14 protein-coding genes are annotated in these 14,253 nt (G+C 51.0%); 12 read left to right on the top strand and 2 right to left on the bottom strand.

All coding sequences use genetic code 11. The features are described 5' to 3' along the window. Positions 1–14: 14 nt before the first annotated feature. From rluE to roxA, 8 genes are all read left to right on the top strand, one after another. Complete coding sequence (gene rluE, locus D9734_RS04305) at positions 15–668, top strand: 23S rRNA pseudouridine(2457) synthase RluE (protein WP_130205595.1); 654 nt, start codon at positions 15–17, stop codon at positions 666–668. A 9-nt stretch (positions 669–677) separates the two neighbouring features. Beyond that, positions 678–1,139, top strand: a complete 462-nt coding sequence (gene nudJ / locus D9734_RS04300; protein WP_130205593.1) for a phosphatase NudJ — start codon at positions 678–680, stop codon at positions 1,137–1,139. A 53-nt stretch (positions 1,140–1,192) separates the two neighbouring features. Further along, positions 1,193–2,299: a tRNA 2-thiouridine(34) synthase MnmA gene (gene mnmA / locus D9734_RS04295; protein ID WP_001353282.1), complete on the top strand. Its 1,107-nt coding sequence runs from the start codon at positions 1,193–1,195 to the stop codon at positions 2,297–2,299. Between the two features lie 35 nt (positions 2,300–2,334). Next, positions 2,335–2,976, top strand: a complete 642-nt coding sequence (hflD, locus tag D9734_RS04290) for a high frequency lysogenization protein HflD (protein WP_001297479.1) — start codon at positions 2,335–2,337, stop codon at positions 2,974–2,976. A 3-nt stretch (positions 2,977–2,979) separates the two neighbouring features. Continuing rightward, positions 2,980–4,350 carry an adenylosuccinate lyase gene (gene purB, locus D9734_RS04285; protein WP_130205591.1) on the top strand — a complete coding sequence of 457 codons (1,371 nt, stop codon included), beginning with the start codon at positions 2,980–2,982 and terminating at the stop codon, positions 4,348–4,350. A gap of 162 nt (positions 4,351–4,512) precedes the next feature. Continuing rightward, the gene (gene phoP, locus D9734_RS04280; RefSeq protein ID WP_130205589.1) at positions 4,513–5,184 is read left to right on the top strand and encodes a two-component system response regulator PhoP; all 672 of its coding nucleotides are present in this window, start codon (positions 4,513–4,515) and stop codon (positions 5,182–5,184) included. Next, entirely contained in the window at positions 5,184–6,644 is a 1,461-nt protein-coding gene (gene phoQ, locus D9734_RS04275; RefSeq protein ID WP_130205587.1) for a two-component system sensor histidine kinase PhoQ, read from the top strand. Before phoP ends, phoQ begins: the two co-directional genes overlap by 1 nt. Positions 6,645–6,719: 75 nt before the next feature. Beyond that, positions 6,720–7,841 (top strand): [50S ribosomal protein L16]-arginine 3-hydroxylase, encoded by a 1,122-nt coding sequence (roxA, locus tag D9734_RS04270; protein WP_130205585.1) that lies wholly within the window; start codon positions 6,720–6,722, stop codon positions 7,839–7,841. Between the two features lie 48 nt (positions 7,842–7,889). On the opposite strand, the gene pepT is transcribed toward roxA, so the two are convergent. Further along, positions 7,890–9,116 (bottom strand): peptidase T, encoded by a 1,227-nt coding sequence (pepT, locus tag D9734_RS04265; protein ID WP_130205583.1) that lies wholly within the window; start codon positions 9,114–9,116, stop codon positions 7,890–7,892. 249 nt (positions 9,117–9,365) lie between these two features. Between pepT and potA the strand changes: the two genes are divergently transcribed. Genes potA through potD form a run of 4 tightly spaced genes read left to right on the top strand, consistent with a single transcriptional unit; the run spans position 9,366 to position 13,177 of the window. Continuing rightward, a complete protein-coding gene (gene potA, locus D9734_RS04260; RefSeq protein ID WP_130205581.1) occupies positions 9,366–10,502 on the top strand; it encodes a spermidine/putrescine ABC transporter ATP-binding protein PotA in 1,137 nt (378 codons plus the stop codon). After that, positions 10,486–11,343 (top strand): spermidine/putrescine ABC transporter permease PotB, encoded by an 858-nt coding sequence (potB, locus tag D9734_RS04255; protein ID WP_060773672.1) that lies wholly within the window; start codon positions 10,486–10,488, stop codon positions 11,341–11,343. Before potA ends, potB begins: the two co-directional genes overlap by 17 nt. Further along, positions 11,340–12,134 (top strand): spermidine/putrescine ABC transporter permease PotC, encoded by a 795-nt coding sequence (gene potC, locus D9734_RS04250; protein WP_000580316.1) that lies wholly within the window; start codon positions 11,340–11,342, stop codon positions 12,132–12,134. The genes potB and potC overlap by 4 nt, the downstream gene beginning before the upstream one ends. Then, a complete protein-coding gene (gene potD / locus D9734_RS04245; RefSeq protein WP_130205579.1) occupies positions 12,131–13,177 on the top strand; it encodes a spermidine/putrescine ABC transporter substrate-binding protein PotD in 1,047 nt (348 codons plus the stop codon). Before potC ends, potD begins: the two co-directional genes overlap by 4 nt. Positions 13,178–13,418: 241 nt before the next feature. Here the strand turns inward: potD and cobB are convergent, their stop codons facing one another. Next, on the bottom strand, positions 13,419–14,240 hold the full coding sequence (cobB, locus tag D9734_RS04240) for a Sir2 family NAD+-dependent deacetylase (protein ID WP_096938882.1): 822 nt from the start codon (positions 14,238–14,240) through the stop codon (positions 13,419–13,421). Positions 14,241–14,253: the final 13 nt, after the last annotated feature.

Here is a 14,253-nt window from a genome sequence, read left to right as displayed (position 1 = left end):
GTTATTAGGCTATAATGCGGCAATTCATAATCTCTGAAAATACCATGCAAAAAACTTCTTTTAGAAATCACCAGGTTAAGCGATTCAGCTCGCAACGCACTAACAAACGCAAACCAGAAAACCAGCCCACGCGCGTGATCCTGTTTAATAAACCTTACGATGTCCTGCCACAGTTCACCGATGAAGCTGGGCGCAAAACATTAAAAGAATTCATCCCGGTTCAGGGTGTTTATGCGGCGGGTCGTCTCGACCGCGATAGCGAAGGGTTATTGGTGCTGACCAATAATGGTGCACTACAGGCTCGTTTAACTCAGCCGGGCAAACGCACCGGGAAAATCTATTATGTGCAGGTGGAAGGCATTCCCACACAAGACGCTCTTGAAGCCTTACGCAATGGCGTAACCTTAAATGATGGTCCTACCCTGCCCGCAGGCGTGGAGCTGGTTGAAGAACCAGAGTGGTTATGGCCACGTAATCCGCCAATTCGTGAACGTAAAAGTATTCCCACCAGCTGGCTGAAGATTACTTTATATGAAGGACGTAATCGCCAGGTGCGCCGCATGACCGCCCATGTCGGTTTCCCTACGCTGCGACTGATTCGTTATGCCATGGGCAATTACACACTGGATAATCTCGCTAACGGCGAATGGCGAGAAGCAACAGAATAAGGATGCACAATGTTTAAACCGCACGTTACCGTCGCCTGCGTGGTACACGCAGAGGACAAATTTTTAGTTGTTGAAGAGACGATTAACGGTAAAGCGTTATGGAACCAACCGGCGGGACATCTGGAGGCGGATGAGACGCTAGTAGAAGCGGCTGCGCGTGAGCTGTGGGAAGAAACCGGCATCAGCGCGCGACCGCAACACTTCATCCGCATGCATCAGTGGATTGCGCCAGATAAAACGCCGTTTTTGCGTTTCCTGTTTGCCATTGAGCTTGAGCAAATATGCCCGACCCAGCCTCATGACAGCGATATCGACTGCTGCCGTTGGGTCAGCGCCGAAGAAATTTTACAGGCGTCAAATTTGCGTTCGCCGTTGGTGGCGGAAAGTATTCGTTGTTATCAAAGCGGGCAACGCTATCCGCTGGAGATGATTGGCGATTTTAACTGGCCTTTTACAAAGGGTGTCATCTAAAAGGCTGCGTGATAGAATACGCCGCCTTGAAGTTCAATGTCGTGAGTAATCCAATGTCTGAAACCGCAAAAAAAGTGATCGTCGGCATGTCCGGCGGTGTCGATTCCTCCGTTTCTGCCTGGCTGTTGCAACAACAGGGATATCAGGTCGAAGGCCTGTTTATGAAGAACTGGGAAGAAGACGACGGTGAGGAATATTGCACAGCGGCAGCGGATCTGGCTGATGCCCAGGCGGTCTGCGACAAGCTCGGCATTGAACTGCACACCGTCAACTTTGCTGCCGAATACTGGGACAACGTCTTCGAACTGTTCCTTGCCGAATATAAAGCCGGTCGCACGCCGAATCCGGATATTCTGTGCAACAAAGAGATCAAATTTAAAGCCTTCCTCGAATTTGCCGCCGAAGATTTAGGTGCCGATTATATCGCTACCGGTCATTACGTTCGTCGGGCAGATGTCGATGGCAAGAGCCGCCTGCTGCGTGGTCTGGACAGCAATAAAGACCAGAGCTACTTCCTTTATACGCTCAGCCATGAGCAAATTGCGCAAAGCCTGTTCCCGGTCGGCGAACTGGAAAAACCGCAGGTGCGTAAGATTGCTGAAGATCTTGGTCTGGTCACCGCGAAGAAAAAAGACTCTACCGGCATTTGCTTCATTGGCGAACGTAAATTCCGCGAGTTCCTGGGCCGTTATCTCCCGGCGCAACCGGGCAAAATCATTACCGTCGATGGCGATGAAATTGGTGAGCACCAGGGGCTGATGTATCACACCCTCGGTCAGCGTAAAGGTCTGGGTATCGGTGGCACTAAAGAAGGCACCGAAGAACCGTGGTATGTGGTCGATAAAGACGTCGAAAACAACATTCTGATTGTTGCGCAGGGCCATGAACACCCGCGTCTGATGTCTGTCGGTCTGATTGCCCAGCAGCTACACTGGGTCGATCGCGAACCGTTCACCGGCACTATGCGTTGCACGGTAAAAACCCGCTATCGCCAGACCGACATTCCGTGCACCGTCAAGGCGCTGGACGACGATCGCATTGAAGTGATTTTCGATGAGCCAGTTGCCGCCGTGACGCCGGGCCAGTCTGCCGTCTTCTATAACGGTGAAGTGTGCCTCGGTGGCGGTATCATTGAGCAGCGTCTGCCGCTGCCGGTCTGATTATTGTCTTTAATTACAACAAGGAAGCAGTGAACGTGGCAAAGAATTACTATGACATCACCCTCGCCCTGGCCGGTATTTGTCAGTCGGCACGCCTGGTGCAACAACTCGCTCACCAGGGGCATTGTGATGCCGATGCGCTACACGTCTCACTCAACAGTATTATTGATATGAACCCCAGCTCGACGCTGGCGGTTTTTGGCGGTAGCGAAGCCAACCTGCGCGTCGGGCTGGAAACCCTGCTCGGCGTGCTCAATGCCAGCAGTCGTCAGGGCTTAAACGCTGAGCTAACCCGCTACACGCTAAGCCTGATGGTGCTTGAGCGCAAACTTTCCTCAGCGAAAGGTGCGCTCGACACTCTGGGCAACCGGATCAACGGCCTGCAACGCCAACTCGAACACTTCGATTTACAGTCCGAAACGCTGATGAGCGCGATGGCCGCCATCTATGTTGATGTGATAAGCCCGCTTGGCCCGCGCATTCAGGTCACCGGCTCCCCTGCCGTACTGCAAAGCCCACAGGTGCAGGCGAAAGTTCGCGCAACCCTGCTGGCAGGCATTCGCGCCGCCGTGCTCTGGCACCAGGTTGGCGGCGGACGTCTGCAACTGATGTTTTCTCGTAATCGCCTGACCACTCAGGCAAAACAAATTCTTGCTCATTTAACCCCGGAGTTGTGATCTATGGAATTATCCTCACTGACCGCCGTTTCCCCTGTCGATGGACGCTACGGCGATAAAGTCAGCGCGCTGCGCGGGATTTTCAGCGAATACGGTTTGCTGAAATTCCGTGTACAAGTTGAAGTACGTTGGCTGCAAAAACTGGCCGCGCACGCAGCGATCAAGGAAGTTCCTGCTTTTGCTGCCGACGCAATCGGTTACCTTGATGCAATCGTCGCTAATTTCAGTGAAGAAGATGCATCGCGAATCAAAACCATCGAGCGTACCACTAACCACGACGTTAAAGCGGTTGAGTATTTCCTGAAAGAAAAAGTGGCGGAGATCCCGGAACTGCACGCGGTTTCTGAATTCATTCACTTTGCCTGTACTTCGGAAGATATCAATAACCTCTCCCACGCGTTGATGCTGAAAACTGCGCGTGATGAAGTGATCCTGCCATACTGGCGTCAACTGATTGACGGCATTAAAGATCTCGCCGTTCAGTATCGCGATATCCCGCTGCTGTCCCGTACCCACGGTCAGCCAGCCACGCCGTCAACCATCGGTAAAGAGATGGCTAACGTCGCCTACCGTATGGAGCGCCAGTACCGCCAGCTTAACCAGGTGGAGATTCTCGGCAAAATCAACGGCGCGGTCGGTAACTATAACGCCCACATCGCCGCTTACCCGGAAGTTGACTGGCATCAGTTCAGCGAAGAGTTCGTCACCTCGCTGGGTATTCAGTGGAACCCGTACACAACCCAGATCGAACCGCACGACTACATCGCCGAGCTGTTTGATTGCGTTGCGCGCTTTAACACCATTCTGATCGACTTTGACCGTGACGTCTGGGGTTATATCGCCCTTAACCACTTCAAACAGAAAACCATCGCTGGTGAGATTGGTTCTTCCACCATGCCGCATAAAGTTAACCCGATCGACTTCGAAAACTCCGAAGGGAATCTGGGCCTTTCCAACGCGGTATTGCAGCACCTGGCAAGCAAACTGCCGGTTTCCCGCTGGCAGCGTGACCTGACCGACTCCACCGTGCTGCGTAACCTCGGCGTGGGTATCGGTTATGCGCTGATTGCTTACCAGTCCACCCTGAAAGGTGTGAGCAAACTGGAAGTGAACCGTGATCATCTGCTGGATGAACTGGATCACAACTGGGAAGTGTTGGCTGAACCGATCCAGACGGTAATGCGCCGTTACGGGATTGAGAAGCCATACGAGAAGCTGAAAGAGCTGACTCGCGGTAAACGCGTTGACGCCGAAGGCATGAAGCAATTTATCGACGGTCTGGCGCTGCCAGAAGAAGAAAAAACACGCCTGAAAGCGATGACGCCGGCGAACTATATTGGTCGCGCCATCACTATGGTTGATGAGCTGAAATAAGCCTCGTATCAGTGCCGGATGGTGATGCCGTCCGGCCTGTTTATTAAGATAATCCGCTTTTCTATTTACACCTCCCTTCCCCACTGGTTTATTTAATGTTTACCCCCACAACCACATAATCGCGTTACACTATTTTTATAATTAAGACAGGGAGAAATAAAAATGCGCGTACTGGTTGTCGAAGACAATGCGTTGTTACGTCACCATCTTAAAGTTCAGATTCAGGACGCGGGTCATCAGGTCGATGACGCAGAAGATGCCAAAGAAGCCGATTATTATCTCAACGAACATTTACCGGATATTGCGATTGTCGATCTCGGTTTGCCTGACGAAGATGGTTTGTCGCTGATCCGTCGCTGGCGTAGTAATGATGTTTCACTGCCAATTCTGGTTTTAACCGCCCGTGAAAGCTGGCAGGACAAAGTTGAAGTATTAAGCGCCGGTGCTGATGATTACGTGACTAAACCCTTTCATATTGAAGAGGTGATGGCACGAATGCAGGCATTAATGCGGCGTAATAGCGGCCTGGCTTCACAGGTTATTTCGCTGCCGCCGTTTCAGGTTGATCTCTCCCGTCGCGAATTATCCATTAGTGACGAAGTCATCAAACTGACCGCATTTGAATACACCATTATGGAAACCTTGATCCGTAACAACGGCAAAGTGGTCAGTAAAGATTCATTGATGCTACAGCTCTACCCGGATGCCGAACTGCGGGAAAGTCATACCATTGATGTTCTGATGGGCAGACTGCGCAAAAAAATTCAGGCGCAATACCCGCACGAGGTGATTACCACTGTTCGCGGCCAGGGTTATCTTTTCGAATTGCGCTGATGAAAAAATTACTGCGTGTTTTTTTCCCGCTCTCGCTGCGGGTACGTTTTCTGTTGGCGACGGCCGCGGTAGTACTAGTGCTTTCACTTTCCTACGGTATGGTTGCCCTGATCGGTTATAGCGTTAGTTTCGATAAAACGACGTTTCGTCTGTTACGCGGCGAGAGCAATTTATTCTATACACTGGCGAAATGGGAAAACAATAAGCTACACGTTGAACTGCCGGAAAATATTGACAAGCAAAGTCCCACGATGTCTCTGATTTATGACGAGAACGGCAAACTATTGTGGGCGCAGCGTGACGTTCCCTGGCTGATGAAAATGATCCAGCCTGACTGGCTGAAATCCAATGGTTTTCACGAAATAGAGGCTGACGTGAACGATACCAGCCTGCTACTGAGTAACGATCTCTCTATTCAGCAGCAGTTGCAGGAAGTTCGGGAAGACGACGACGATGCAGAAATGACCCACTCGGTAGCCGTTAATGTCTATCCGGCAACGGCGCGAATGCCAAAACTCACCATTGTGGTGGTCGATACCATTCCCGTAGAGCTTAAAAGTTCCTATACGGTATGGAGCTGGTTTCTCTATGTACTCCTGGCCAACCTGTTGTTAGTGATCCCGTTACTGTGGATCGCCGCCTGGTGGAGCTTACGCCCTATTGAAGCCCTGGCGCGAGAAGTCCGCGAACTGGAAGAACACCACCGTGAACTGCTCAACCCTACAACAACGAGAGAACTGACCAGCCTGGTGGGTAACCTGAACCGACTTTTAAAAAGCGAGCGTGAGCGTTACGACAAATACCGCACTACGCTCACTGACCTGACTCACAGCCTGAAAACGCCTCTGGCGGTGCTACAAAGTACGCTACGTTCTTTGCGAAGTGAAAAGATGAACGTCAGTGAGGCGGAACCGGTGATGCTGGAACAAATTAGCCGTATCTCGCAACAAATTGGTTACTACCTACACCGAGCCAGTATGCGTGGAGGGACATTACTTAGCCGCGAACTACATCCAGTGGCCCCGTTGTTGGACAATCTCACATCGGCACTGAATAAAGTTTATCAGCGTAAAGGCGTCAATATTTCCCTCGATATCTCGCCAGAAATTAGCTTTGTCGGTGAGCAGAACGATTTTGTTGAGGTAATGGGCAATGTACTGGATAACGCCTGTAAGTATTGTCTCGAATTTGTCGAAATCTCCGCAAGGCAAACTGACAAACATCTCTACATCGTGGTCGAAGATGATGGACCGGGGATCCCGCAAAGCAAGCGTGAGGTGATTTTCGACCGTGGTCAGCGTGTTGATACCTTACGCCCCGGGCAAGGCTTGGGGCTGGCGGTCGCTCGTGAAATTACTGAACAGTACGACGGAAGAATCATCGCCGGAGAGAGCATGCTCGGCGGTGCGCGAATGGAGGTGATTTTTGGTCGCCAGCATTCCTTGTCGAAAGATGAATAAATATGTCCTTTGTTCGCGCATTACAGTATGCATCCGTTATAATCGGTTGCAGATACCCGCCTATGGACGCTTAACATGGAATACCAACTCACCCTTAATTGGCCCGATTTTCTTGAACGCCACTGGCAGAAACGTCCCGTGGTGTTAAAACGCGGCTTTAATAATTTTATTGACCCTATTTCTCCCGACGAGCTGGCGGGCCTGGCGATGGAAAGTGAAGTCGACAGTCGGCTGGTCAGTCATCAGGATGGCAAATGGCAGGTCAGTCACGGGCCATTCGAAAGCTACGACCATCTGGGCGAAACCAACTGGTCATTGCTGGTCCAGGCGGTTGATCACTGGCATGAACCGGCCGCCGCGCTGATGCGTCCGTTCCGTGAATTACCGGACTGGCGCATTGACGATCTGATGATCTCGTTTTCCGTGCCTGGCGGCGGCGTCGGTCCGCATCTCGATCAGTACGATGTATTTATTATTCAGGGTACAGGTCGCCGTCGCTGGCGGGTAGGTGAAAAACTGCACATGAGGCAGCACTGCCCTCACCCGGATCTGTTACAGGTTGATCCGTTTGAAGCGATTATTGATGAAGAGCTGGAGCCAGGCGATATTCTTTATATTCCGCCAGGGTTCCCGCACGAAGGCTACGCGCTGGAAAATGCGATGAACTATTCCGTTGGTTTTCGTGCGCCGAATACGCGGGAACTGATCAGCGGATTTGCCGATTACGTGCTGCAACGTGAGCTGGGCGGTAATTACTACAGCGATCCGGATGTCCCTCCTCGCGATCATCCGGCAGACGTTCTGCCGCAGGAGATGGATAAACTGCGTGAGATGATGCTTGAGTTGATCAACCAGCCAGAACACTTTAAGCAGTGGTTTGGCGAGTTTATTTCGCAGTCACGTCATGAACTGGATATCGCTCCGCCAGAGCCACCGTATCAACCGGATGAAATCTACGACGCGCTGAAACAAGGTGATGTACTGGTGCGTCTGGGTGGTCTGCGCGTCTTGCGCATTGGCGACGATGTTTATGCTAATGGTGAGAAAATTGATTCCCCGCACCGTCCGGCGCTGGAGGCACTCGCCAGCAACATTGCACTGACCGCCGAGAATTTTGGCGACGCACTGGAAGATCCGTCATTCCTCGCGATGCTCGCGGCGCTGGTCAATAGCGGGTATTGGTTCTTCGAAGGGTAAATTTGAATTGAAGCCGGATGCGGCATCATATGCCGCATCCAATTTCGCTTACTTCCGTTTCGCCGTTAACTCGGCAATACGCACAATCACTTGCACCGCTTTTTCCATTCCTTCCAGAGTGACAAACTCATGTTTACCATGATAGTTATAACCGCCGGTAAACAGATTCGGACACGGTAATCCCATAAATGACAACTGCGCACCGTCAGTACCACCACGGATCGGTTTCAGGTCTGGTTCAATATCGCAATCGCGCATCGCCTGCTGGGCAATATCAAGAATATGCGGATGCTCAACGACTTTCTCGCGCATGTTGTAGTAACTGTCTTCAATCACCAGTTCAATGTAGCAATCCGGGTGTAACCCTTTGCCCACTTTCTTGGCAATTTCCATCATTTTACGTTTACGCGCTTCAAACTGTTTACGGTCGAAATCACGGATGATGTAGTGCATATCGGCGCGCTCAACAGTGCCTTTCATGCTTGTCAGGTGATAGAAGCCTTCATAACCTTCCGTAGCTTCCGGGCTTTCATCTGCCGGTACTTCCGCATGAATGCGTGCCGCCAGCGACAGCGCATTCACCATCACACCTTTTGCCGTACCTGGGTGAACATTGTTGCCGACGATTTTGATATTCACCGAAGCAGCGTTGAAGTTTTCAAACTCCAGTTCACCTACGCCACCACCATCTACGGTGTAAGCCCAGCGGGCATCAAAGGCTTCAACATCAAAATGTTTCGCCCCTTTGCCCACTTCTTCATCTGGCGTAAAGGCAACACGAATATCGCCATGCGGAATATTTTTCTGCTGCAATACCGCCAGCGCGGTCATGATTTCTGCAATACCTGCTTTGTCGTCAGCACCCAACAATGTTTTACCGTCAGTGGTGATCAGCGTCTGTCCCAGCAGTTGATGCAGTACCGGGAACATGACCGGTGACAGGACTTCGTCGCCGACGCCCAACGCAATGTCGCCGCCACGATAGTTTTCAACAATCTGCGGATTCACATTTTTACCGCTGCAATCCGGTGAGGTATCCACATGAGAAATAAAGCCAATCGCCGGAATATCGCCAGGAACGTTAGCCGGTAGCGTCGCCATCAACGTTCCTTTCTCACTTAAGGTCACATTGATAAGACCCATTTCTTCCAGCTGATCTTTCAGCAGATGCAATAATTTCCACTGGCCTTCCGTGCTGGGAACTTGTCTCACCCCCGCTTTTGATTGGGTATCGAGAGACACGTAGTTCAAAAAACGCTCAAGTAGTTTATCCATGTAGTCACCCTCACTTTTCGTGACAACATTATTAAGAAGCAGGAAAAGACAAATATTGCGTCAGGTCACTTTTACCCCTGCAATCGGGAATATTTATCAACATTACCTTAATGAATATAAAGCTAAGCCAGTAATTCACAACAAGGATTGGCGATCCAAGTAGTTTGCCGTAGAATTACGGCCCTCTTTAAGAGTCACCAAGGTGGTTAACCACAAACCCCGCTTCGGTAAGCCATCCGTTGCGTTTACATGGGACAGAGTAAAAAATTGAATAAACAACCGAGTTCGCTTTCACCGCTGGTGCAATTGGCGGGAATTCGCAAATGCTTTGATGGTAAAGAGGTCATTCCCCAGCTGGATCTGACTATCAACAATGGCGAGTTCCTCACGCTGCTTGGCCCTTCTGGCTGCGGTAAAACAACCGTTCTTCGCCTGATTGCGGGTCTGGAAACTGTTGATTCTGGACGCATCATGCTGGATAACGAGGACATCACCCACGTTCCGGCGGAAAACCGCTATGTGAACACCGTTTTCCAAAGCTACGCGCTATTCCCCCACATGACCGTATTCGAAAATGTGGCCTTTGGTTTGCGTATGCAAAAAACCCCTGCTGCTGAAATTACGCCTCGCGTGATGGAAGCTTTGCGGATGGTGCAACTGGAAAGCTTCGCTCAACGCAAACCGCATCAGCTCTCAGGCGGCCAACAGCAACGCGTCGCCATTGCCCGTGCGGTGGTTAACAAGCCTCGCCTGCTGCTGCTTGATGAGTCGCTCTCGGCGCTGGATTACAAACTGCGCAAGCAAATGCAGAACGAGTTGAAAGCGTTACAGCGTAAGCTTGGCATTACCTTCGTCTTTGTCACTCACGATCAGGAAGAAGCACTCACCATGTCAGACAGGATTGTGGTGATGCGCGAGGGTCGTATTGAGCAAGACGGTACACCGCGCGAAATTTACGAAGAGCCGAAGAATTTATTTGTTGCCGGATTCATTGGCGAAATCAATATGTTCAACGCCACTGTCATCGAACGTCTCGACGAGCAGCGCGTGCGGGCTAACGTTGAAGGTCGCGAGTGTAATATCTACGTTAACTTCGCCGTTGAACCGGGGCAAAAACTGCATGTTCTGCTGCGCCCGGAAGACTTACGTGTTGAAGAGATTAACGACGACAACCATGCTGAAGGGCTGATTGGATACGTTCGTGAGCGTAACTACAAAGGCATGACGCTGGAGTCGGTTGTTGAACTGGAAAATGGCAAGATGGTGATGGTCAGCGAATTCTTCAATGAAGACGATCCTGACTTTGACCACTCTCTCGACCAAAAAATGGCCATTAATTGGGTAGAAAGCTGGGAGGTCGTACTGGCTGATGAAGAACACAAGTAAGTTCCAGAATGTAGTGATTGTCACTATTGTCGGTTGGCTTGTGTTGTTTGTCTTTCTGCCCAACCTGATGATCATTGGCACCAGCTTTTTGACCCGCGACGACGCCAGTTTCGTCAAAATGGTCTTTACGCTGGAAAACTACGCACGTCTGCTCGATCCGCTCTATTTTGAAGTGCTATTGCACTCGCTGAATATGGCGCTGATCGCCACCCTCGCCTGCCTGGTTCTGGGCTATCCGTTTGCCTGGTTTCTGGCGAAGCTGCCGCACAAGGTGCGTCCGCTGCTGCTGTTTCTGCTGATTGTTCCCTTCTGGACCAACTCACTGATTCGCATCTACGGGCTGAAAATTTTCCTCAGCACCAAAGGCTATCTCAACGAGTTTTTGCTCTGGCTGGGCGTTATCGACACACCAATTCGTATCATGTTCACGCCCAGTGCGGTGATTATCGGTCTGGTTTACATTCTGCTGCCGTTTATGGTGATGCCGCTGTACTCCAGTATCGAAAAACTGGATAAGCCGTTGCTGGAGGCGGCGCGCGATCTCGGTGCCAGCAAGTTGCAGACTTTTATCCGCATCATTATTCCACTGACGATGCCGGGGATTATTGCCGGATGTCTGCTGGTGATGCTGCCAGCGATGGGCCTGTTCTATGTGTCCGACCTGATGGGCGGTGCGAAAAACCTGCTGATCGGTAACGTCATCAAGGTCCAGTTCCTTAATATTCGTGACTGGCCGTTTGGTGCAGCCACCAGCATTACGCTGACTATCGTAATGGGCCTGATGTTGCTGGTTTACTGGCGCGCTTCTCGTTTGCTGAATAAGAAGGTGGAACTCGAATGATCGGTCGACTGCTTCGCGGCGGTTTTATGACCGCTATCTACGCGTACCTGTATATCCCAATCATTATTTTGATTGTGAACTCCTTCAACAGCTCGCGCTTTGGCATCAACTGGCAGGGTTTTACCACCAAATGGTATAGCCTGCTGATGAACAACGACAGTCTGTTACAGGCAGCGCAGCATTCACTGACGATGGCGGTGTTTTCGGCGACGTTTGCCACGCTTATCGGTTCACTGACGGCCGTTGCGCTGTACCGCTATCGCTTTCGCGGTAAGCCGTTCGTTAGCGGAATGCTGTTTGTGGTGATGATGTCGCCAGATATCGTGATGGCGATTTCTCTGCTGGTGCTGTTTATGCTGCTGGGTATTCAGCTTGGCTTCTGGTCGCTGCTGTTCTCGCATATCACCTTCTGCCTACCGTTTGTGGTGGTGACGGTGTATTCGCGCCTGAAAGGTTTTGACGTGCGAATGCTGGAAGCGGCGAAAGATCTCGGTGCCAGTGAATTTACCATTCTGCGAAAAATCATCCTGCCACTGGCAATGCCAGCGGTGGCGGCGGGCTGGGTGTTAAGCTTTACCCTGTCGATGGACGATGTGGTAGTTTCTTCTTTCGTCACCGGCCCAAGCTATGAAATTCTGCCGTTAAAAATTTATTCGATGGTCAAAGTCGGCGTATCGCCGGAAGTTAACGCGCTGGCAACCATATTACTGGTGCTGTCGCTGGTGATGGTAATTGCCAGCCAGCTTATTGCTCGTGATAAAACGAAAGGTAACACAGGGGACGTTAAATGAAAAAATGGTCACGCCACCTGCTCGCGGCGGGTGCTCTGGCACTGGGCATGAGCGCCGCTCACGCTGATGACAACAACACACTGTATTTCTACAACTGGACCGAGTACGTGCCGCCTGGACTGCTCGAACAGTTCACCAAAGAAACCGGTATTAAGGTTATCTATTCGACTTACGAGTCGAACGAAACCATGTACGCCAAGCTGAAAACGTACAAAGACGGTGCCTATGACCTGGTGGTTCCTTCAACCTATTACGTTGATAAAATGCGTAAAGAAGGGATGATCCAGAAGATCGACAAGTCGAAGTTAACAAACTTTGGCAACCTCGACCCAGAAATGCTCAACAAGCCGTTTGATCCGAATAACGACTACTCCATTCCGTATATCTGGGGTGCGACGGCGATTGGCGTTAACGGTGATGCGGTGGATCCGAAATCTGTCACCAGCTGGGCCGATCTGTGGAAGCCTGAGTACAAAGGCAGCCTGCTGCTGACCGACGATGCCCGTGAAGTATTCCAGATGGCGCTGCGTAAGCTGGGCTACTCCGGTAACACCACCGATCCGAAAGAGATTGAAGCTGCGTATAACGAGCTGAAAAAACTGATGCCAAACGTCGCGGCGTTTAACTCCGATAACCCGGCAAACCCGTACATGGAAGGCGAAGTTAACCTCGGCATGATCTGGAACGGCTCTGCTTTCGTTGCTCGCCAGGCGGGTACGCCAATTGACGTGGTGTGGCCGAAAGAAGGCGGCATTTTCTGGATGGACAGCCTGGCGATTCCGGCAAATGCCAAAAACAAAGAAGGCGCGCTGAAACTGATCAACTTCCTGCTGCGCCCGGATGTGGCAAAACAGGTTGCCGAAACTATCGGTTATCCAACGCCAAACCTCGCCGCGCGCAAACTGTTAAGCCCGGAAATAGCAAACGACAAGACGCTCTACCCGGATGCTGAAACCATTAAAAATGGCGAATGGCAGAGTGACGTTGGCCCAGCCAGTAGCATTTATGAAGAGTATTATCAGAAGCTGAAAGCAGGACGTTAATTCAGCAAGCGGGCGGTGGTATTACCGCCCGTTTTTTATTTAGCAAGGAAGTAACTAATGAGTCAGGAATAATGTATCGCTGCTATAGACGAGTTAAAGGAAAAGAGGCCGGAAAAGTGCGCGTGTATTGTGCCGAATGCGGTGAGAACGCCTTATCTGGCCTACAAACCCCACAAATTCAATTAATTGTGGTCCGCTCGTAGGCCTGATAAGCGTAGCGCATCAGGCAATTACTCCTGATTTATAATCCCTTCAGCAACTTCTCAACAAACTCTGGTACCACCTGGCTTGCCGGGCCGTAATATTTCTCGGCAAATTCATTACCGACCTGACTCGGTTCGAGATTGAGTTCAACCGTATGCGCGCCATGCAGCTTCGCTTCGTGAACAAACCCAGCCGCCGGATAAACATGCCCGGATGTGCCAATAGCAATGAAAATGTCGGCCATCGACAACGCCATATAAATTTCATCCATGCCGAGTGGCATTTCGCCAAACCACACTACGTGTGGGCGCAGCGGAGCCGGGAACTGGCAGCAATGACATTTGTCTTCTGGCGTGACGTCTCCGGTCCAGTCGAGAACCTGACCGCTTTGCGAACAACGTACTTTCAGCAATTCCCCATGCATATGAATCACATTGGTATTACCTGCGCGTTCATGCAGATTATCGATATTCTGCGTCACCAGCAAAAAGCGATCGCCGAGGGCGTCTTGCAGTTTAGCCAGAGCAAGATGCGCAGCGTTAGGCTGAATTTCTGGCTGCTGTAGTTGACGGCGACGAGCGTTATAAAACGCTTGCACCAGTTCAGGATCGCGATCAAAACCTTCCGGTGTAGCCACATCTTCAACCCGATGTTCTTCCCACAGGCCATCTGCTGCGCGAAAGGTACGAATACCTGATTCCGCAGAAATTCCTGCCCCTGTCAGTACGAGTACTCTTGGTTTTTCCATTGCTTCCGGCACCACTTTATCTCTGAAAAAAATACGCTGACGCAAACGCTCGTGCAGGCGGCGTTTATTTTTACGAAAACGACTTAACCGATGACCCCGACGCGACAACATAGCAACCTCTGTT

The sequence above is a fragment of the Escherichia sp. E14S1 genome (assembly GCF_004211995.1).
Taxonomy (GTDB): domain Bacteria; phylum Pseudomonadota; class Gammaproteobacteria; order Enterobacterales; family Enterobacteriaceae; genus Escherichia.
Note: the sequence above shows the minus strand (reverse complement) of the source record. Positions and strands in the feature narration are given on the sequence as shown.